This is a genomic window from Halomonas sp. FeN2 (genome assembly GCF_020595105.1).
GTDB classification, from domain to species: Bacteria; Pseudomonadota; Gammaproteobacteria; order Pseudomonadales; family Halomonadaceae; genus Vreelandella; species Vreelandella neptunia.
This window is the reverse complement of record NZ_CP074200.1, coordinates 1,076,255-1,097,438: the sequence shown is the minus strand read 5'-3', so window position 1 is coordinate 1,097,438 and position 21,184 is coordinate 1,076,255. Positions and strand designations below refer to the sequence as shown.

General features: G+C 51.1%; 19 protein-coding genes. 7 read left to right on the top strand and 12 right to left on the bottom strand.

What is annotated here, in order from left to right:
- Positions 1-63: 63 nt before the first annotated feature.
- The 7 genes from KF947_RS05160 to KF947_RS05130 form a co-directional block, all read right to left on the bottom strand.
- Complete coding sequence (locus KF947_RS05160; protein WP_227405647.1) at positions 64-276, bottom strand: helix-turn-helix transcriptional regulator; 213 nt, start codon at positions 274-276, stop codon at positions 64-66.
- Positions 277-377: 101 nt separating this feature from the next.
- Entirely contained in the window at positions 378-992 is a 615-nt protein-coding gene (locus KF947_RS05155; protein ID WP_227405646.1) for a hypothetical protein, read from the bottom strand.
- A gap of 99 nt (positions 993-1,091) precedes the next feature.
- On the bottom strand, positions 1,092-2,375 hold the full coding sequence (locus KF947_RS05150) for a tyrosine-type recombinase/integrase (RefSeq protein WP_227405645.1): 1,284 nt from the start codon (positions 2,373-2,375) through the stop codon (positions 1,092-1,094).
- A 459-nt stretch (positions 2,376-2,834) separates the two neighbouring features.
- The gene (gene dsr1, locus KF947_RS05145) at positions 2,835-6,602 is read right to left on the bottom strand and encodes an anti-phage defense-associated sirtuin Dsr1 (protein WP_227405644.1); all 3,768 of its coding nucleotides are present in this window, start codon (positions 6,600-6,602) and stop codon (positions 2,835-2,837) included.
- 159 nt (positions 6,603-6,761) lie between these two features.
- Complete coding sequence (locus KF947_RS05140) at positions 6,762-8,435, bottom strand: hypothetical protein (RefSeq protein WP_227405643.1); 1,674 nt, start codon at positions 8,433-8,435, stop codon at positions 6,762-6,764.
- Positions 8,436-8,533: 98 nt separating this feature from the next.
- Positions 8,534-8,815 (bottom strand): helix-turn-helix domain-containing protein, encoded by a 282-nt coding sequence (locus tag KF947_RS05135; protein WP_227405642.1) that lies wholly within the window; start codon positions 8,813-8,815, stop codon positions 8,534-8,536.
- Complete coding sequence (locus KF947_RS05130) at positions 8,812-9,159, bottom strand: type II toxin-antitoxin system RelE/ParE family toxin (protein WP_227405641.1); 348 nt, start codon at positions 9,157-9,159, stop codon at positions 8,812-8,814. The genes KF947_RS05135 and KF947_RS05130 overlap by 4 nt, the downstream gene beginning before the upstream one ends.
- Positions 9,160-9,257: 98 nt before the next feature.
- Here KF947_RS05130 and KF947_RS05125 point away from each other — a divergent pair, with 98 nt between their 5' ends.
- The gene (locus tag KF947_RS05125) at positions 9,258-9,473 is read left to right on the top strand and encodes a hypothetical protein (protein WP_227405640.1); all 216 of its coding nucleotides are present in this window, start codon (positions 9,258-9,260) and stop codon (positions 9,471-9,473) included.
- A gap of 949 nt (positions 9,474-10,422) precedes the next feature.
- Here KF947_RS05125 and nadS read toward each other — a convergent pair.
- The 3 genes from nadS to KF947_RS05110 all read right to left on the bottom strand — a co-directional run bounded on the left by nadS (position 10,423) and on the right by KF947_RS05110 (position 11,901).
- Complete coding sequence (nadS, locus tag KF947_RS05120) at positions 10,423-10,707, bottom strand: NadS family protein (protein ID WP_227405639.1); 285 nt, start codon at positions 10,705-10,707, stop codon at positions 10,423-10,425.
- A gap of 163 nt (positions 10,708-10,870) precedes the next feature.
- The gene (locus KF947_RS05115) at positions 10,871-11,182 is read right to left on the bottom strand and encodes an AzlD family protein (RefSeq protein ID WP_027958586.1); all 312 of its coding nucleotides are present in this window, start codon (positions 11,180-11,182) and stop codon (positions 10,871-10,873) included.
- Positions 11,179-11,901 carry an AzlC family ABC transporter permease gene (locus KF947_RS05110; protein ID WP_227405638.1) on the bottom strand — a complete coding sequence of 241 codons (723 nt, stop codon included), beginning with the start codon at positions 11,899-11,901 and terminating at the stop codon, positions 11,179-11,181. Before KF947_RS05110 ends, KF947_RS05115 begins: the two co-directional genes overlap by 4 nt.
- Positions 11,902-12,075: 174 nt before the next feature.
- Between KF947_RS05110 and KF947_RS05105 the strand changes: the two genes are divergently transcribed.
- Genes KF947_RS05105 through KF947_RS05085 form a run of 5 tightly spaced genes read left to right on the top strand, consistent with a single transcriptional unit; the run spans position 12,076 to position 16,987 of the window.
- Positions 12,076-13,212 carry a C4-dicarboxylate TRAP transporter substrate-binding protein gene (locus KF947_RS05105; protein ID WP_227405637.1) on the top strand — a complete coding sequence of 379 codons (1,137 nt, stop codon included), beginning with the start codon at positions 12,076-12,078 and terminating at the stop codon, positions 13,210-13,212.
- Positions 13,213-13,268: 56 nt separating this feature from the next.
- Positions 13,269-13,898: a TetR/AcrR family transcriptional regulator gene (locus KF947_RS05100; protein WP_227405636.1), complete on the top strand. Its 630-nt coding sequence runs from the start codon at positions 13,269-13,271 to the stop codon at positions 13,896-13,898.
- On the top strand, positions 13,895-14,395 hold the full coding sequence (locus KF947_RS05095) for a TRAP transporter small permease (RefSeq protein WP_227405635.1): 501 nt from the start codon (positions 13,895-13,897) through the stop codon (positions 14,393-14,395). Before KF947_RS05100 ends, KF947_RS05095 begins: the two co-directional genes overlap by 4 nt.
- Positions 14,396-14,405: 10 nt before the next feature.
- Positions 14,406-15,713, top strand: a complete 1,308-nt coding sequence (locus KF947_RS05090; protein WP_223287989.1) for a TRAP transporter large permease — start codon at positions 14,406-14,408, stop codon at positions 15,711-15,713.
- A gap of 47 nt (positions 15,714-15,760) precedes the next feature.
- Positions 15,761-16,987: a metal-dependent hydrolase family protein gene (locus KF947_RS05085; protein ID WP_133729934.1), complete on the top strand. Its 1,227-nt coding sequence runs from the start codon at positions 15,761-15,763 to the stop codon at positions 16,985-16,987.
- 129 nt (positions 16,988-17,116) lie between these two features.
- Here the strand turns inward: KF947_RS05085 and KF947_RS05080 are convergent, their stop codons facing one another.
- Both KF947_RS05080 and KF947_RS05075 read right to left on the bottom strand, forming a co-directional pair.
- Complete coding sequence (locus tag KF947_RS05080) at positions 17,117-17,830, bottom strand: Crp/Fnr family transcriptional regulator (RefSeq protein WP_133729935.1); 714 nt, start codon at positions 17,828-17,830, stop codon at positions 17,117-17,119.
- A 198-nt stretch (positions 17,831-18,028) separates the two neighbouring features.
- Positions 18,029-18,748, bottom strand: coding sequence for a Crp/Fnr family transcriptional regulator (locus KF947_RS05075; RefSeq protein WP_223287987.1), 720 nt, complete (start codon positions 18,746-18,748; stop codon positions 18,029-18,031).
- Between the two features lie 456 nt (positions 18,749-19,204).
- On the opposite strand from KF947_RS05075, the gene KF947_RS05070 reads away from it, so the two are divergent.
- On the top strand, positions 19,205-21,064 hold the full coding sequence (locus KF947_RS05070; RefSeq protein WP_223287986.1) for a putative bifunctional diguanylate cyclase/phosphodiesterase: 1,860 nt from the start codon (positions 19,205-19,207) through the stop codon (positions 21,062-21,064).
- The last annotated feature ends 120 nt before the right edge of the window (positions 21,065-21,184 follow it).

The window sequence follows — 21,184 nt, the reverse complement described above, 5'->3', positions numbered from 1 at the left end:
GAGCGCTTGTTGCAAACATCCAGCGAGTTACCACACCAAACCCTAGAGTGAGTAGGTGAAGGTTCATTTCAAATCCTCGCTGGTGTTGGTGCGGGTGTTGGCTTCTAGCCAAGCGAGTACATCATCGGCACGGTAGCGAACGGCGCGGCCTACCTTGATAAAGCGAGGGCCGGTGCCATCCCAGCGGGAGCGCTCACACCAGGCGACGGACTTGCCGAGATATGTGGCAACCTGCTTTTGATCCAGCAGGGTTGGGAAGGAAGCAGTAGTATTCATGAAAAAGCCCCATGTCGTTTGAACACAGGGCTATGATGCATAGGTCACAGAGCTATCTCATTGCAATTGCAGAGCCGGTTTTTGCAATTGCAATTTCAGGCTTATGGATGGGAATTTTTTCTAGCTTCCTTAAGTGCTTTATTTGCAGCTGAAAACAGATCCCCCAGATTTCTCGGGCTCAGGCCTCTCACATAGCCATCATCACCGTCTTTAATACTCTCGATTATGCCGGCTTGGTTGTAGCGTGGATTTTGACTCGCTTTCAGTAAGTTTAGCAGGACTGCAATCGTCAGTAAGAGCGACGGCTTTTCCTGCTGCGAGGGGGCCTCGCTGACAGCATTGCTCAGCTTTTTTCGCACCCAATCTGCCATATCGAACGGGTCGATATATTCGCTGATTCCTTCTTGATTCAAGAATTCTTCCAGCTGCCACAGCTTGCAGGGGAATTCGACGCATGGCTTGGTAGGGTCTCCCTCAGGATGCTCTAAAAATTCCTCCTCTTCATCCGTCTCGCTCGGAAGAGTTACGCCCTCTAGCCTCTGAAAATCAACATAGATTCCACGAATGCAAATGAAGTGCCTTGTCGGTATCTCCCAGGCATCCACTTTTTCCTTCCGGTCCAGCAATTTCCTTTTCTGATGCTCCCCTAAACTCGTGCCAAATAACTTCTTTGCATCCGTGTACGTGACTTGTAAACCTGCAAGTTGCGGATCCATGCGCTACTCCTGACGCACTCCATGTAAAGGATAGCTGGCAGATGTGGTGGAGTTGCCACGATTTCAGGAGCGACCCTAGCCAGCCAATACGGTGCGGCATTAGCCGCGTAGCTGTACTACCTTGGCACCTCGCTGGGCATGGCTATGGCTCAAAATGAAGGTTTCGATGCGCTGCATGGGGTCGCGCAGCCGCTCTGGCGTCACCTGCACATAGCCTGCGGTTACGTCGCTGGCGCTGGTACGATGATTCAAGGCCTGTTTGATGGCGTAAGCACTCAGCCCCATGGATTCGGCGATAGTGGCGAAGGTCCGGCGTAGGTCGTGGCAGGTAGCATGCATGTCGGTGTGCTCTTCGATACGCGCTAAGGCGTAGCGCAGATTGTGCAACCGGTGACCGGCTTTGTTGCTGAACACATACTCGGCGCCGGATTCGTCACGGCGACGCTTCAACAAGGCGCCTAAGTAATCGCCTACCGGCAGGGTGTGGTCGTCGTGGTTCTTGGAATCGCGAATAGTTAAAGTGCGACCCTCCATGTCCACATCCTCCCAGCGCAGCCCCTTGGCTTCGTTTAGGCGTAGTCCGGTCAGCAACACCAGCAACAGGAAGTCTCGCTGCATGGCACCGTTCTTGAGCTTCTGATGATGTCTGCCGGTGCCGGGTGCGTAGTCTGGCATTTCGTCTAGGGTGGACACGGCATCTAGCCAGGTGCCCAGCTTGTGCGGTGGGATGAAGGTGCGGCGGCGCTTGATAGTGTTCCATGCCTTGCGGTGGCTTAGAGTATCCACCGGGTTGGCGTCCAGGAGGGTGAAGCCTTCTGCCTTGGCTTCGTGCATGACATGGTTCAACACGGCGCGCAGGTAGCGCATGGCCAGGTTAGCGCGAGCCTCGCTGGAGGCGCTCAGCTTCTTATGGCGCCCCTTCACCATGGCGGGAGTGATGTCTTGCACAGGGCGACGCTTCCAATCCTCTATCCCCTTGAAGGCCCTCTCCATATCGTAGCGGGTCGAGTCTTTCAGCTTGCGCTCTACCAGATACGAGTCGATGGCGGCAGCAAGTGTCCATTGTTTCTCAGCTGCTTCGCGAAGTGACTTAGCCTCAGCGGCGGCGCGCTCAGCTTGGGGGTCTTCACCACGGCTTAACTTGCCCACGTACTCTCGTGCCAGCTTTTGCGCTTGTTTGGGGGTGATGTCGCCGTAGCGGCCAAGGCTCGGCTTGCGGGTTTTGCCAGCCCACCGATATTGGAAAAAGAAGGTGCGCTTTCCAGTAGGAGTTATGCGGATGCCGAAACCAGGCGGATCGGTGAAGAAGTGCAAAGCAGCCGTTTGTGCTGGAATTTCCAGCGCCTCAATAACTGTTTTGATGGCGTTTAGGCCAGTCGCCATGAGTAATCACCTCGACGCATTTGGAAGCACATAGGAAGCAGGTTACTTCAAATGAGCGCAAACGACAAAGGAATTGTTGGGCGAGTTAGTTATTGATATTAAAAGGTATGCTGTGCTTCCTCAAGTCCTATAAAATGGCGTAAAAGATAATTATAAGGACTCATAATCCCTTACTTGAAAAAGCAAGAATGGTGGGCCCAGTAGGACTTGAACCTACGACCAAGGTATTATGAGTTAGCTACTATAACAATAAGTTACTGACAAATAAAGGAAAGCAGCCGTAATTTAGAAAAAGGTACAGCTGTTTAGAATCAGTAGTTTAGCGTAATTAGAGGATAGCATGCGAAGCATGTGTGTGTACCGATAGCGTACCTTAGAGGAGGCTATCGGTACACCCATATAACTTCCTAGGCCAGCCTGATCAGGATCGCGTAAAGCTCTATCTCACTCTCTCCCATATCAACGCATGTAAGTCATTAGTCGCTCGAAACGCTGATCAGCTTCTAACTCGGGCGCGGCTATGAGGAGCGATTCAAGGCAAGCTCTAAGGTCTCTTGATGACCACTGTGCTGGGTCACCTATCACCAGACTCAGGAAGTCTAGCGCCTCCTCCGGGAACTTAGCGCAAAGTTCAGTCTCATGAAGCTTATGCACTAAATAGATAGGATGCGGCAGCGGTTGCAGCCAAGCCCTGAGAAGCCCCAAAGCCTCCGGGAAAGCATCTTGAGCCACAATACACAAGCGACCAAGGCTTTCGGCAATAGCGGAAGAGATATTATCTCGGGTCTTAGGCCAGATGGAGTGAAGATACGGTACAACCCGGTTAGCCCAGTAATCCGAACGCTGTTCTCCCGCTCCCTCCAATGCTCTCACTAGGGCACGCGCTGAGTCGTGTAATCCATCTTGAGGCAGCGCGCGGGTAGCAGTAGCAAGTTCAGAAATTGTAAATGTATCACTCGGGTCAAGGGCCGCAAACGTCAGCAGCGATGCGTATTGGCCATCGTGCTTAGTCAATACTCCATAGTGACGCGCAGTATCGAGAAACGCCGGCTTGAGTACTTCCATCAAAGGTCGGTATAGGCGCGGGGACCACAAAAACCCCTCCCAAGCAGCAAGCGCTTCGGCTTCTGAACGTTGCCAGTCGAACAGCGGTAAAAGATGTTGCGTCGTCCACTTTCTGTCCACACGAAACAGTGCAATTACATGGGCTGCAAGTAAAACACGGCCATGCCTAAACTTATCGAGCTGCATATCACAAAGATCAGTAAATGTAGACTTGATCTCTGATGGCAGACCCTGTTCATCCTCTAACGATCTACGATACCACCAACGCAATAGCGCTTCCGTAACATGACCTACAGGATGATTAATAGCTCTCATAACGGGTTCGTCTGTATCGACCCCGCCTTGATGTTCTTGCGCCAGCATACGTCGAGATAGAGTGAAGAAGAGTACTTCATGGTCTACGAATGTCTTAGCGACAGACTGAAGCCACCTACTGACACTATGGGAGAGTGTTTGTAGAAATTCAGATGACGAGTGCGCAAGCAGTACACCCAAATAACGCCAAGAGCGTTTAGCAAGCCTTTCTTCTGACCATGATTGCAACGCCTCTCTCCACCGATCGACCGGCCAAATATCTTCTTTGGCTAAGGTGTATAAAGAGCAAGCGGTAGTGGCAAAATTGTCAAGACAGCGCTGCTGCCAGTCATCTTTCTGCCAGTGGTCAGAAGTCGGATGCTGTTTGAGCCATTCGACTAATTCACGGCGCCGACTTGGTGTGGCAACAAATTTAATCCACTCATCGCCATCGCCCATCCAGTAAGGAAACTCCTCACGCTGATCTGCCGCCAATTGCCATTCTGGGTACTGTGCCGATAATACCGCAAGCCTATCCGTACCAGCTGCACCCAATTTCACATCAGTCTCATCAATTTTTGCCAGACGCAGCCAACACTCTCTATCTACTATACGAGTCCAATGCTCGGGCTCAATGTCATCTTTGAACATTTCTCTAGGTGGCCCAATGAGGATTGCCTGCTCAAGCTCAGCAAGCAGCGACACATCAATCTGTGGAGCAAGGTTGACCAATAGCTGCATGGCCTCTCGTTGGGTTTCAATTGACCAAAGCCACCAACAGTCATCTGACAACAGCCAGTCAATAGCTTGCCGATGGGATATTATATTCCCCTCCCCAGCGGCAAAAAAAGCAAGGCGGCGGAACAGCGGATAAGGCACATACCACCATGATTGCGCCGCGAGTGCTGCCCGCTCAGGTGACTTAGCCGCCGAGGCTTGCCAAGCATCTCGGGTAAGCTCGACCAATGCTGTCCAGTCGTGTAAGTCGCGGTTCTGTGGGTGTTCACTGATTGAGGGCTGATGTATGTATGAATGATCACTCAGGTTATCGGCGTTACCGAGCTCACGCATCAAATCTAGCACGTCGCGTAATAAAGCACTGAAGTCAGGCAATAACTCCGGCAACGCCATCACCCACAGTTCGTCTCTAGACAGCTCCTCCAAGCTAGAATGAACGTGATCACTCGACAGTACGATCTCCCATTCCACCAATTCCTTAATGTGTTCTGCCTCTGAACTTTCTGGCTTGTTAGCGAACCAGCGAAGTGGTTCGCTTAAAGACACCCGCGGTGTCAGTATCTCACGCAGCTCCATGCGCAAGGTTGCTGTGAGCCCATCGCGTCTGAATCGGTCTCGCCACGTGTATAAGTCAAAGTCCGGTAGCCATGATTTGACACGACCTGTCAGTAGCAGGCGCCACAATGTGCGCATGAGTGGGCTGGGAATGGCTCTAGGTGCGCTCTCATGAATGCACATCAATTCGGCGCTATGCCCCTCGCGCTCAAGTTTGGCTAACTCATCCAGACGGTGTTCGATCAGACTGATGAGTTGGCCATGCAACTGACCTCCACTTTTAACTAACCACAGCAACATTGCTGGATCATCGAGATGCCGGATCAGCCATCGTGCTATATGGCGCATCACCTCGTCCCAGCTGCTCCCCCGTACACCAGAATCGACGAGACACATCGCGGGCGCCATGGAATAAGGAGCTGGCCTGCGGGTTAGGCTTAAAACAAGCTTTTCATCCACAGGCATCGTCGGTGAAACCCCGAAACGGCTAAGGTCTGAGTGGTCATAGCACTCCTCACTTAAAGGCTTCAGCCAGTCCAGTGACGGTACTGGATCAAGCTCGGCAAAGCGCTTGGCTGGCAGACCGCCGGGATCACTCAGTGCCCACAAAAGGCGGCCTACGAAGTCGTCCTGCCGGGTGCTCGCCAATGGCCGCCCCATGGCCGACTCAATAACTATCCGCTCCTTTCCACGCACCCCATCTCGGTAAGTTTCGGCCCAGGCGCACAAGGTTTTATGCAGATAGGCATGACGATTGTGCTCTCGGTAGAGGACAGGCGTGACGTTTTTTGCTCTCCACTCATTGGCCCGCTGATCTTCCTTGCCCTTAGAGTAACTGCCGAACGCGAACATCTCAGGAGGCGACTCACCAAGTAAACGGTCAGCGGCCAGCGCATCCATCATGTAGCGTAGCACTGGGTCGTTAATGCTATAGCCGACGAAGCAAACGGTGTAGTTACGAAACAACTCACTGACGAAACGAGCCGCCCAACGCTCGGTAAGATAAGCCAGTCCGAAATCACCACTGGAAACGACTAGCCGATCCAACTCGCTTGCAGTAGGTACATCGCTCAGCAAACCATGCAAATACACTAGCCCATCCCAGCGGCTCTTCGGTACTGGCAACAGTGGGGCCTTAAACCTTTCAACCGACAGCGACTTTGCGGCAATCACTTCTTCAAACAAGCGGTCGAAGTTGGTAGTGATAAGCCTGGTTTGGCCGTTACGGCACTTAGCCAAGCTTAATACCGCCTCATGGGTTGCTGTGGCTTTCGCAGAACTCAAATCTGGAGTAAGGATACTTGCTAGAGCCCTGCGCACGACCTCTCGCCCACCGACAATATCTGCTTCTAGCAGACCGATGGCAGTGTCGAACTGCCCTACTTTTATTGCCGCTTGTTGCACTGCATTGGGTGTAACTGCAAGTGCCATGTACAACTTCTGGACTAGCCCTGAAAAGCCAGGCAAACGAGCAGGATATGAGATGCCTGCGCCGCAAAAAAACACCACGCGCCCATCTTCATGCGCTTGTAATAAGCGCTCAGGAATATCGGGGCCCTCACGTATAAACTGCATCCGCCCTCCATAGTTTTAATTACTAACAATAAGATGATTGTGTACTAAATTCAGGTCAAGCTTCAGAAGTTTCCTTGAAGGCAACAACTTTGAACTAGTTGAGGCGGAGTCGAGTGCCATAGAAATGTGATTATCACAGATGTGTCAAAAAATCCTCTATCATCCTCGCCCAAGCCACTCAATGAAGCTCGACAACAGTGAAGTGTCACTGGTCTGCGTAATTAATAGGGTTATAGTTGCAACAATCATCGATCCAGCAGCAACAAAAAGTGCAACTCTTCCAGTCCAGGCTGCGTCAGCACTTGCACCCAATGCTGCAACTGTTGATAAAACAGTACGGTAGGACTCATCTTGTTCAATGAGTTGTTGAAAACCTTTTTCACGATCTTTATTGAACGACTCGATCAAATTAAATGGCTCAAATTTTTTTCTCTTAAGAATTGAAGGAACAGCCTGCACTTCAATATTCAGATACCAGCGCTTGTTTGAAAGATGACGACTATCACGAGCTACAGCTGGTAAATCAAGCCCAGACTCCAAAATCTCTAAACTGAGCCTGCGAGCTTTTCGGGCTTTAAAGCGCCTATGCCGAGTACTAGCCAAATCACGTGATAATGCATAGAAAGCTATTTGTTCCGATATGTAGGCTTTTACGGCAAGGTGTAAGAGAAATGCACCTGCAGCATCTCCTAATATATGTCCGATACCCTTGGCAGTATAAGAGTTATCATCGCAACTTGAGCGCTTATTCTCATTTATAACTCTTTGATACTCGCCAGCTATAGACCAGCAATTCTTGATAGGCTCATGAGGCCCATTTCTTCCATAGGAGGGAATTAGAGTTGTTCCTTTCATTTGAGGAGATATATATTTCTCAAGCTCCCAATGTCCCATTCCTAATGCTCTCATTGCATGACGCATACTACTTGAATCGCCTTCCAATAGCGGATCAAAGCCCTCAAATAGGTTTAGATCAAGTACTGGGTGCTGGTTGCCGCGTGATGCAAAAAAGCCAGGGGACAGCCTAGAAGCCCAAATCCTTGCTAAATCGTGAATTCGCAGACGCTCATGTTGAGTCGCTTCAATTGCAGCAAAGTATCGACCAGCCAGCCTTGGACGGCGAAATCCCGTCCAAGTTAATGTTGGTTCATGCGAGCCTCGCCAAACGCGATCAAGGTTTGATGCTCCGGCATCACTCAATTGGAAGAAAGTAACAACCGCAGTAACGCTGGTTCCCAACTGTATAGCGGTAATTTTTATATATTCGAACTCTTCTGGCAGATTTTCGTGTTTTATGGCTGGTAGAAGATATTTTGAATTGGCACGAGAGATTGTTCCGATCAATGACCAAGCAAAGCCTCGTCCCTCACGTGCACGTCTTACCTGCTGAGATGCAGTCTCATCAGTTGCTTGAAATGGTGACCGATTCAAACCATTTTTTTGAAAAGAACGCTCTAAAGATTTAAACTGACTAGGTGGAAATAACTCGACTGTCCAAACTCCGCACTGCTTGAGCTCCATTTCTTCCGGAATAATCAAGTTATCCATTGGATCATCTAGCGGTTCTCTCTTACTACGCTCATACTCGTTGAACACACTAAAGAAGTTAATTCCGCGAACTAAAAGACGTCTCAGTACAGGCGGCAAAATACGAGGGCGCCATGACTTTAACCACGATTCTAGTAGCTTGACCGGAATATCGTACCATCGCCATCCTGCTCCTACCTCGGGCACTAGCTTGAATAAGCGATTAGTTTTTTCTCTAATATTTTTGTTGACTGGCTCAGTCGTTTGTTCTGTTGATTTCTCTGCATCTTCATTATTTTGAGTCATATTGGGCCATGAATCGCTTATGGTTCAAGCTTTAAGCATCTGATTGACGAGGTTTTAATTGATTCTAACCAGACACTAGATTGACGCCAATCTTGCTATTACGCTGCAACCATGACGCGCATTTCCACATGCAACCCGGCAGCGGCAGCCATGTTCACTAGAGCGTCTAGGCCAAACAAAGAGATCTTGCCACGCATTAGGTCGGAAACACGCGGTTGAGTGACGCCAAACAGTTTTGCCGCTTGTGACTGGTTCAAACCAGTACGGTCGATGTGATCTTTAAGAGCCATCATCAACGTTGCACGTAACTTCATATTTTCAGCTTCCGCTGGCGTGTCTTCAATGGCGTCCCAAACACTTGCAAAGCGCTCATTGCTCATCGTTTATACTCCTGCGCTAATACCCGGTAACGTTTTTCAGCCAAATCTAGGTCACGCTTGCTGGTCTTCTGTGTTTTCTTTTGGAAGCAGTGCAGTACATAAATTACATCAGCGAATTTGGCCACGTAAATGACCCGAAATGCACCGGCAACATCTCTAACCCGTATTTCCTTTACGCCCTGCCCAACGGATGGCATAAACTTCCAGTCGTCAGGATCTCGACCGTGCTGGACTTGGTCTAGCTGGTAACCTGCCTCATTCCGAGCCGAGGCTGGAAAGGTACGCAGATCATCCAGAGAGCTTCCCAAGAATTCTATAGGCTTAGGTGCTTTGGGCTCTATCATGCTTTGAATATACAATATTTTATATAACTGTACAATTCCTTTTACCTGAACGGATTACTGTGTAGATGTCTACCCCGATCCTCACCAGGATCGCCCTAATGGCAGACAAATATGGGGTACCCTTCGGTATAGAGCAGCACGAGGGAATGGCGAGCATGTTGGTCAAGCTCAAGGGCAAAGCCATCATCAGTCTCAACGACCTCCCAGACATCCGCAAGATCTTCTCTGGCTACCATATAGAGACCACCGACATCCGCTACACCGTCGGCGGCGGCAAAAGCTCAGATTCCAAAGAGGTGCTGATCTTTAGTTGAAAATGTCAGCCGAGCCAACGGGGTTGTTTTGATTAAAAAAATGAGAGGTGAGTTTGATTATGACGGGTATTGGTGAAGCAGTAGCAGCCGTAAAAAGCGCGTACGTTCTTGCTCGGTCGGCAAAGGATATAACTGACAAGGTAAGTGAATGAGGTTCTGGATGCTCTTGGTAAGGCTCAATCAGCCTTGCTGGAACTACAGCAGCAGCACTTCGAGCTAATGAACGAAAACAGGAAACTTAAGGACAAGCTAAAGAAAGAGGAGCGTTTCGATGACTATGTGCTTCGCGAAACCCCAGTAGGAGGTAGGTATATCCTAGAATTACGCTCTGAGTGTATTACTCCAGACAGACCAGCCCATGCAATATGCCCTCTGTGTAGAGAGGACGGTAGACTCATCGTTATGAGCAAAAATGACACCCATCATTCCTGCTCAAAATGCCGATTTTCGGCATTACACTCCAGAAGTCAGAATAAGAGTTTAGAAGAACTAGGTAATGAGTTGGGTTAATGCCAAATATTTTGCGAAAATCTGCCCAAAAGTATTAGCTATGCTGTGAAAAATGCAGCGCGCGCTTACAAATTTCTAGGGCGTGGACACTTGCGGATAAAAGGTACAGTGGGAAAGGTCAAGTAAGTCTTTGAATTAATGGTGGGCCCAGTAGGACTTGAACCTACGACCAAGGGATTATGAGTCCCTTGGTTCTCTGTGGTACTAAGCTGCGTGATTTCCCCTTTCTCCGCGTTTATGTCTCGTATGCTCGCGCTTGATGGCTTATCGACAGTTGATGGGCGCGTATGATATTGGTCTTTAATTGTTTATTTATAGCGTTGTTAAGCAAGCCACTTTGAAGCCACAAGTGTGGCGGTCAATACCAGCTCAAGCTATGTCTCCCGTACGTACCAGTACGACGTTGAATTACCCTCTTCCCATGCTAATGAATTAAGTGTTAGTGCGAAGCAAGCTCATTGAAAAAATCGGGGTTGTCCTGAATCGTAGCCAGTACCTTCGCGGCGAGCCCCGTCGGGTTACGGCGCTTGGTTTCCCAGCTTTTAATGGTGTCCACGCTGGTTCCCATAGCCTCGGCAAACTCAGCCTGAGAGACGTGTAGCTGGGCGCGGATAGCTTTTACATCAGCCACCTCATGGCGCGTGAGGCGGCTGGCCTTCGCTTTGCCTTGTTTGATCTCAACGGCTTCCTGCAGTGATGATTGCAGTTCGTCAAAAATGCTCATTCGGAAACCTCCTCCTTCAGTTGGTGGGTCAGTGTTTTCAGAGCGGCCTTTTCAGCGGGCGTTAAGCTGTCCTTCACGTTCTTGGGGTAGGCCAGTATCAGGTAGATTTTTTCTGCCGTTGCCAAAAAGTAAATAAACCGAGCGCCGCCGCTTTTGCACGACACTACCCAACCCACCAGCGCCAACCCGCAGCACAAAGCATACCCATTGCAATTGATACCAACGGATTCCTCATCACTACCGCCACCGTACCCGCCGCAATGGCCGCGAGCCGAACGCCGCCGTCACCATGCACGATGATGGGCGTAATAACGGCAATCAGGACTGAGCTAGACATGGCATCGACGAATCGCCTAACGCGTGGGCCTAGCGGCACACGTGACATGATTAGCAGCCCCAGCACTCTGGAGCCATAAGCAATTACCACCATTAGGGTGATGGCTATCAACGACTGCCATACGGGCGATGGGATCATGAGGCGCTTTCCCTGAGCCAGCGTCCAGGCAACAATACGGCCACCACGCCACCGGTAATGGCGCCTACCATCACATGTAGGTAAGGCGGCAACCACCAGTACGCCATCAGTGCACTCGCCGCTGCTGCCAGCCAGGGTAGGGCCATTGCCGCTCTTGGGTTGCCACCGACAACAATCATCAGCAGAAAGCACAGCATGATCACATCAAGGCCGAAACGTTCAGGCTCGGTAATGCCTCCACCAAAGGCTAGCCCTACCGCCGTGCCGACGACCCAGGCGCCCCACAATGCTATCCCGCCACCTAGAAGAATGCCCAGGTTTCGCTCGCCGCGTTGATACTCTCCCAGCGCCATTGCCCAGTTGGAGTCGGTTAGCAGAATCACCATAGCGAATTGCTGGCGTTGAGGTAACGCCTTGAGCCAGGGGTAGAGCGCCGCACTCATCAGCATATGCCGGGTATGAATCGCGAGTGTGACCGCTGCCAGAGCAAGCAGTGGCAGAGGCGAATGCCACATCTCTAGGGCAGCAAATTGGGATGGAGCCGCGAAGACAAACAGGCTCATTAGCATCGCTTCCCAGCCAGCCAACCCTTGGTGCACGGCGGCTACGCCAAACGCCAATCCAAAAGCGATGGTAAAAACCGCCAAAGGCAGCATCATGCGAATCCCTCGCCAGGTGCCCTCAATATCAAGACGAGTAGGATTTTCTTTTATTTTCATTACTTAACCTTTCTACGCGAAGCAGGTTGTATCAAAAACAAACAGACCTGCTTGTTTTTTTATTCTTTGAAGTCTAGATTGAATTATGTACGCGCGCCACATTGGGTGACGTGTCAATAACATGAAGCAATACAACAGAAAAAAACAGCCGATTAAATCGGCCCGGGAAACTATATGAAATTCACTCGTAATACGCTAAAACTCGCCGTTGGAGCGCTGGTCTTGCCTGTCGTTGCTTCTTCGGCCCATGCCGCAACTTCCTTTATTGCTAATTCGTTCTACGACCAACAACATCCCCACTCCCGTTACGGTTACATCGAGTGGGCCGAAATGGTCAAGGAGCTCTCGAACGGTGAACTACAACCCGAAGTTTATACTGGCACCGTGCTGCTGGCACCGCGGGCTAACCTGCAGGGCATCCAAGATAATATTGTTCAGGTTGCTCACCATGCGGCTATCTACACGCCTTCTGAAATGCCGGTCGCGAATGCCGTGCAGGAGTTGGGGTTTAACTATGATGACCCATTGGTTGCCATTCTGGCGGTGACCGACTTCAGCCTGAATAATCCCACTCAGTTGGCCGAGTGGGAAGAGCTGGATATTGTCTACCTGGGTGCCTATAGCACGCCTTCCTATGTGCTGTTCTGCCGCGAGCCCGTCCGCAATCTTGACGAGCTACGCGGTAAGCGTATTCGTACCGCAGGCTCGACTGTTTCTGCCTGGGTCGAACAAGCGGGTGGAACACCGGTTAATGTGCCTTCCAGTGAGATGTACAGCGGCCTTGATCGGGGGTCATTAGATTGTGCAACGAATGCGCCTAATGACTTGATCGATCGGTCTCTTTGGGAAGTCGCTGAGTACACGACGCTTCTGCCCACCGGCATGTATTGGTCTGGGCCTCAGTGGGGCTTCAATTCGGGCTTCTGGGCTAGCCTCAGCGATGAAGAGCGCGATGTCTTTAAAGAAGCGACGGCCAACGCAATGACACGCATGATCGTCCAGTTCCTCAACGCTTCTGAAAGCGCACTGGAAGAAGCCGCTGCCCATGGCAACAACATCTACCAGCCAGAAGAGGATCTGATGGCGTCTGTAGAGACTTTCCGCGATGAGGCCTTGGCCAATGTCTACGATAAGGCCCGTGGTGAGTACGGTGTTGAAGACCCTGAAGCGCTGATTGATGATTTTATCGCGACTTACGAAAAGTGGGATGCCTTGATCAGCGAAGTTGATCGCGAAGACGAAGAGGCGCTGGCCGAGCTGGCCATGGAAGAGATCTACAATAAGCTTCCTGCTGACTACGGAATCTATTAATACGGCAACACTGAGGCCGCCTCATTGAGGCGGCCTAGGCCAAATAAGGGTTCGCTATGACGAAGCGACAGAATCAAGAAGAACGCTCACGCCAAACCCAGGCTCGGGTCACGCAAGCAACTATCGAGTGCATTCTCGAGAAGGGCATTCGTGCCACTTCAACCGTGGATGTCGCACGTCTAGCGGGCGTTTCCCGTGGCGCTTTAGTTCACCACTATCCTTCCAAGACATTATTGATGCAGGCGGCGCTTGAGGACTTGCTAAGCCGCGAAGTCGAAAGCGTAAGGGATATGGCCACGCAAGTTAAGGTGGGTGAACTCAACTTTGATAACTTGCTACAGGCACTCCATGAGCACTTTAAGGGTGACCTTTATATGGTGACTCTAGAATACCTCACTAATGCACGTACCGATCCCGACATCATGAAAGTGCTTGTGACCCTGGGGTCGAAGTTCAATGACTCTTTGGAGCAGATCTGGGAGCAGTTGGTTGCCAGCGCCAATCACACGTCACATCAGAATCGAGTCGCCCTGAATGCCACTTTGTGCATGATGCGAGGTATGGGGGCACAAAGCATCTGGCGTGATGACCCAGAACTCTACCGCGATATGCTGCTGTTCTGGAAAGAGACGCTTCTGGAACTGGGTTTTTCTGCCTCAGATGCGAAGAGGGGGCAGCTCGTATGATCGCCAAACACGTCGAGTCGCTGAGCCAATGGGTCGCCAAAAGCGCCATGGTGCTTGCGACGCTATTTCTAGTGCTTATGGCGCTGCATGTCTCACTTGATGTAGGGCTGCGCTACTTATTCGGAAAGTCATTTACCGGCACCCTGGAGTTTGTCTCTTTTTACTACATGGTCGCCGTTGTCTTTCTGCCGCTTGCTTATGTGGAACTTCAGCGGGAACACATCAGCGTGGATGTGCTGGTGGGAAGGCTTCCGTCTAGCGTCCAACTGGTGCTTTACCTTTTCGCCTGCGCCCTTGGGCTCCTCTATTTCGGCATGCTCTGTTACCAGAGCTATCTAGATGCAGTGCGCGCTACGGTTCGAATGGAAACGGCCATGGCCAACTTCACCTTCTATCTATGGCCCAGTCGCTGGGCGTTACCAGTTGGCTTCGCGGCTATGTGCCTGGCCATCCTCGCCAACATGATTAAGGCGCTGCAACAACGCCAAGCCCTGTAGGAGTTTCCTAATGAGTAATATCGAGATAGGCGTGGCAGGCATTGCCATCGCCTTGGCCCTGATCGCCCTGCGCGTGCCAATCGGCGTTGCACTAGGTTTGGTGTCGATCATCGGCATTGGTGAAATGACCAGTATGCGCGTGGCCTGGGGGATGATTTCGGCCACTCCATTCGACTTTGCAGGTACCTGGGAGCTGACTGCTGCACCTATGTTCCTGTTCATGGGCTATTTGTGTACCAGCACCAATATGACCCAAGGCCTGTTTCATGCCATGCGCCTTTATCTGGCGCGCCTTCCTGGCGGTCTGGCTGTTTCCAGTGTTATGGCCTCTGCCTTCTTTGCCGCCGCCTCGGGTTCAAGCGTCGCAACATCGGCGGCCATGTCGCGTATTGCCGTGCCTGAAATGCTCAAGCATAACTACGACAAGGGGCTGGCCACCGGTACCGTCGCCGCATCGGGAACACTCGGCTCGCTGATCCCCCCAAGCGTTCTGCTGGTGCTCTATGGCGTTTATGCCCAGGTGTCGGTGGGTCAACTGTTTATGGCGGGATTCATCCCCGGTGTGCTTTCCGCGCTGCTTTACATCGCCATGATTATGGTGCGAACCAAGCTTAACCCCAGCCTGGCGGGCAATACTGATGTGCGCTCTAGCTGGGGCGAAAAATGGGATGCCTTTAAGCATATCTGGCCGTTGCCGCTGCTGATCGGCTCCGTGCTTGGCGGGATTTTTATGGGTATTTTCTCGCCTACCGAGGCGGGGGCTGTGGGTACAACCATAGCTGCTCTGATCGCCTTTGCGCGGCGCACGCTAACCTTGGCGGCCATTCGTGAAGCGCTGGTTAGCACGGCGGTAAGCACGGCCAGCATCTTCATTATTCTCATCGGGTCGCTGTTTTTCACTCGCTTTCTAGCCATGAGTGGCGTGCCCGCTGCTTTCTCCGAAATAATCCTCGGTGTCAGCACCGAGACCTGGTGGATCATTCTCGCTGTGGCAGTGATCTATCTTGTGCTGGGTATGTTTATCGACTCCATTGGCTTATTGCTGCTCACTTTGCCGCTAATCCTGCCTTTAGTAGAAGGCGCAGACCTTAACTTGATCTGGTTCGGCATCATCGTCGTCAAGCTGCTTGAAGTGGGGCTGGTCACTCCGCCTATCGGGCTTAATGTTTATGTCATCAAAGGAGCCCTGGGCAATAGCGTCACCCTGTCTGAAGTGTTCAAGGGCGTCACCTGGTTCATCGTCATGGATGTTGTTGCCCTGTTGTTGATCGTGCTGATTCCAGCGCTTTCGCTCTACCTCCCTCAAAAAATGTTTTAACGCCACTTTCGCAAGAACATTCACAAGAACATTCACAAGGAATACTCATGACAACGACACGCTTTATCAATGCCAACGTCATCGACACGCGCAACGGAAAAGTACTCGCTAACCAGCAGGTGCGCATTCAGGATGGCCGTATCGTCGATGTGAGCGATTCGCCACTAGAGGGCAGTGATGATCAAGTCATCGATATTCAGGGCCACTTCCTGATGCCCGGCTTGGTTGATTCGCATGTCCACGTCACGGCAATCACACCCAATTTTGCATTGCTTGAGACGCTCTCGCCTTTCTATGTCGGTGCCAAATCAAGCGAGCTGCTGGAAGCTATGTTGATGCGCGGATTCACGACCGTGCGTGATGCTGGCGGTGCAGATTACGGGCTAGCCAAGGCTGTAGACGAAGGTGCTCTGGTCGGCCCGCGCATCATGTACGCAGGGAATGCACTCTCCCAGACCGGCGGCCATGCTGATATGCGCGGCCCAGGCCAACAAACCTTTGAAGGCTGCTTCTGCTGCGCTGGTTTAGGTCGTGTTTGCGATGGTGTAAGCGAAGTACGCCGGGCCGCCCGGGACGAGATCAGAAAGGGTGCCACCCAGATTAAAATTATGGCGTCTGGTGGCGTTTCTTCACCTACCGACCGTATCGACAGCACTCAGTTTTCGCTTGAGGAAATTGATGCCATTGTGGAAGAAGCCACCGCCGCCAATATTCACACCATGGCACATGCTTATACTGCGCGCGCTATCAACCGGCTTATCCCCAGAGGCGTCAAGACCATTGAGCACGGCAACCTCATGGATGAGGAGAGCTGTCGGCTATTCCTTGAGTACGACGCTTATCTTACTCCGACCCTTTGCACTTACGATGCCCTAGCGAAGGAAGGTGTAGAGGCGGGCATGGCCGAGCATCTACAGCGCAAGGTTTATGATGTGCTGGATGCTGGCGGTAAGGCACTGGAAATGGCTCAACGTCATGGGGTTAAAATGCTATATGGCTCTGACTTGCTCGGTCGGATGCAGCGCCACCAGCTCAACGAATTTAATTTACGTAAGGACGTGGTGCCCACCGATGAACTGATTCGTGCAGCGACAAGCCACGCCGCCGACGCTTATGGCCACACCGGTGATTTTGGTGAGATTATTCCAGGCGCAAGGGGAGACGTAATCGTTCTTAAAGATAATCCCTTGGATGACATTAATGTTCTTACTCAGCCGGATGAGCAGCTCATGCTGATTATGAAAGGGGGAGTGGCTTACAAAAATGTACTTTAGTCAGACTTAATACTGCTTAAGAAAACGCTGCGTAGTGAAGAGGCCAACCAATGGCCTCTTCACGTAGCCCGTTGGCGTTGCAGAGGAGGGACTTATTAAACGCTTGATCAAGAGTTACGCATTCTTCCTCTATAACACCGGCAACATTTTGGCGTACAACGCGCAGTCTTTGCTATAGCACTCGCAGGACGCTTCGATCAGACCTAGCCGATCAAGCACTGTGATGGTTCCACGCTGGTAGCGGATTAGGCCATGTGCCTGCAGGGCTATCGCTGCCAGGGTAATGCCGGCCCGTCTAACCCCGAGCATCATGGCCAGAAACTCGTGGGTCAGATTCAACTGATCAGCCCCCGCACGATCCTGAGTCATCAGCAACCAGCGGGCGAGGCGCTCTTCAATCCGATGGAAGTGGTTACACGCCGCAGATGTCGCCAATTGGCTCATCGCAACATAGATATAGCGCTTCAGGCGCTGATGTAATACGGGGCTGGAGAATAGTAGACGCTGAAAGCTTTCAGCAGTCATGCGAAGGGCCGACCCCGCGCCTTGAACCAAAGCGATCGATTGAGATTCTTTGACATTGAGTACCAGGGGTATACCTAACATACCCTCCCGGCCTGCCATTGCGACTTCAAGCCGGTTGTCAGCGTCAATGACGTTAATCAACGAAATAAAACTGTCGATGGGGAAATAGACGTGGGTAAAAATCTCGGCGGGCTGGAGCAGGACTTCTCCAAAAGCAAGCTGCACTGTTTGACACTCCGCCATAAAGGCTCGTTGTTCGATTTCCGGCAGCTTAGCAAGCAGCTGATTGGCAGCGGAAACGTTTAAAATAGACGCCATGTGCCTCTCCGGTTGAAAGAACCTGGCAAACGGCACAATGAAGGATTAAATCATTTTGATGTCGGCTGCAGATAAGCTGTCATAAGTGAAGTGACGGGCTATGTGTATATTAACATTCAGTAAATCAAGCGTCGGCACGCTAGCGTACATAGCATGGGAATGTTGGTTACAGGGAGGTTGATGGTGCGGGCTGAAGGATTACATTACGTTATGGTGGTTGAGTAGGCGGTCGTACTCGCGCTTAACCACCGCATAGCACTCGCAGACCCGCTTCTCTAGCCCTGGCCTGTCAAGGACAGTGATATGCCCGCGGTTGTAGGCAATTAGTCCTGCTCGCTGGAGTTTCCCAGCGGACTCGGTCACCCCTTCGCGGCGCACGCCCAGCATATTGGCAATGAGCTCCTGGGTCATAATCAGTTTATCACCCTGCAGCCGGTCAAGGCTGAGCAACAGCCAGCGGCATAGCTGTTGATCGACGCTGTGATGGCGATTGCATACCGCTGTCTGTGCCATTTGCGTCAGCAAGGCTTGGGTATAGCGCAGCAGTATTTTCTGCATGGGGCCAGCGCGATAAAATTCGTTTTTGAGTAATTGCCCCTTTAGGCGATAAGCAGCGCCGGCACTCTGCACAATCGCTCGGCTGGGGGTGGTCTCTCCGCCCATGAACAGAGAAACGCCAACGATCCCTTCATAGCCCACTACTGCAATTTCCGTCGAGGCGCCATCTTCCATTACACAAAGCAGCGAAACGATGGCATCAAGTGGAAAGTAGACGTGACTCATTTGCATGCCTGACTCAGACAGTGATTGTCCTAATGTCAGCTCCACCCTCTCAAAATGTGGCAGCAAATGGGTTAGCTCTTCTTCTGATAGCAGGCCAAGTAGAGCATTCTTGCGCAAACCTTCAGTGTCTTGCATAGAAATCTCTGCCCCTCTGGTTGGCTGTAGCGCATGTTCTGATTGCCTGATACCTGCGGCACTTACTCGTGTATCAATAAATATGCATATATTTCAAAAAATTAAGCGCAATAGACCTTGATTTAGAAGGCTGGCATATAAAATCTGTACGCTACCGAACCTAGTCGTGTTTAAGCATACCTCTATAAACCGAATAGGGTGGCCTAAAAGGTGAGTTTTGAGTCACACCATCTATTATGTACGCCAGCGCACATTCAGTTACGGCGTTATCCTGTAGCGTTAAACTGGGTGAGGTAACGGAAATGCCAATACAGGATGTTCCACGATGCGCTGCTAGGAGCGCAGCGCTATCTGTTTAATTTTTAAACTCTAAATGGCTTTTTCATCGGTAAAAAAGATGCCCTCCGTTTGTTTGAAAGTAGGAGACTGGCGTTCTAGAGAATAAGGGGCAGATCGATGGCGTTAAAAAAGTACATGCTAATCGCTAGCTGCCATATAGGAGATATTTGTCAATACAATCATCCCATCGATCTGGAACATGCTGAAGCCCGATTGCGTGAAGCTGAATCCGCTTTACAGGACGCTAGAGAGTGGGCTCAGTCGACGCTAAATTCAATTGGCGATGCCGTCATAACGACGGATCTAGAGTGCCGCGTTACCTACCTCAACCGCGTTGCTGAAAACCTGACTGGCTGGATGAGTATCGATGCGCTTGGTAAGCCCTTGTCGCAGGTGCTTACACTCGCTGATGGTCATACGTTCCTGACAGCCCCTAATCCTGCGCAGCGTGCCATAGACGAAAATCGAACAGTTGGGCTCGCTATGGACTGTGTGTTGATTCGCAAAGACGGGAGCCAGTTGAACATTGAAGACTCAGCGGCGCCCATCCATGATCGAGCCGGTTGCACTAAGGGGGCGGTCATTGTATTCCATGATGCCTGCCAATCGCCTGCCCAATCGTTGAAGCTGGCCCATCAGGCACAACATGACTCTCTCACCGGGTTGCCCAACCGTGTCCTGCTCGCAGAACGCCTCTCTAGGGCTATAGGTCTGGCAAAACGGCATCAGCATCAGGTCGCGCTGATATACCTGGACCTTGATGCTTTCAAGCCTATCAACGACTCGCTAGGCCATGCGGTAGGCGATACGCTCTTACAATTGGTTGCTGGTCGACTTAGCGAATGTGTTCGGGATACAGATACAATATGCCGCCAGGGCGGCGATGAATTCGTAGTGTTGCTAAGTGAGATTGAAGAACCGGAGGATGCTGCCAGGATTGCGCAGAAAATCCTTAGTGCCTTAGCGGTGCCCTATCGAATTGATAACCATGAGTTGCATATTACGACCAGTATCGGCATCAGTCTCTATCCCAATCATGGCAGCGATGCGCGAACTTTGCTCAATAATGCTGATACGGCTATGTACCATGCGAAGGGTAGCGGTTCTAACCATTTCCAGCTGTTCAGAGCAGACATGAATGAGCTGAGAGAGCAACGTAGCCAAATCGAGCTGCAACTGCATTGGGCGCTGAAGGAAAAAGCGCTCTTTCTTGAATTCCAGCCCAGAATAGACATTGCCAACGGTTACTTGTGTAGTACCGAAGCGTTGGTTCGCTGGCGCAATCCAGCACTGGGGCTTTTACAGCCTTCGACATTTTTGCCTGTCGCAGAAGCTTGTGGGCTTATTCGCCCTATTGGGCACTGGGTACTGTGTGAGGCTTGTCATCAGTTACAGCGTTGGCGTGAGCAGGGCCTTGAAATTGTGCCTATTGCGGTGAATATGTCGGCCATGGAGCTGCGCGATAGGTCGTTACCCGCTCGTATTACTGAGATGCTGTCTGAAACGAGGTTAGACGCACATTTTTTAGAGGTAGAGGTCACCGAAAGCAGCCTCATGTATCACCAGGACGAGGCCGTAATAGCGACCCTGGTTGAATTGAATAATTTAGGAATACGTATTGCCATTGACGACTTTGGCGCCGGGAGCGAGAGCCTGAAGCGATTGAAGTGCTTTCCAATCAACACGATTAACATTGCGCCCTGCTTTGTCCATGACATGCTAGAAAGTTTAGAGAACCTCAATTTTATCAAAGCCCTTATCAATTTTGGACAGGGTTTGGCTTTGCGTGTCATCGCCAAAGGCGTTGAGGCCCAGGCACAGCTGGATCATCTTATACTGCAAGGTTGCGATGGTGCCCAGGGCTTTTTATTCAGTAAACCGCTTTCGGCCAACGATTACCAAGCGTTACTCGTAGCTGGCGATTTCCGGTTGAAACACAGCGCTGCAGCGCCTGGTAACATCTTAAGCTCTAAGTAAACGCCCGCCCAAATAAAGATCCACCTCTCCCTCCCGGTATTGTTGAACCAAGATGTCTATCACCTTCCAGCGATAAACAAGCGTAATAAGCTGCGTTCAAGCTCCTTTTGAGTATCTGTC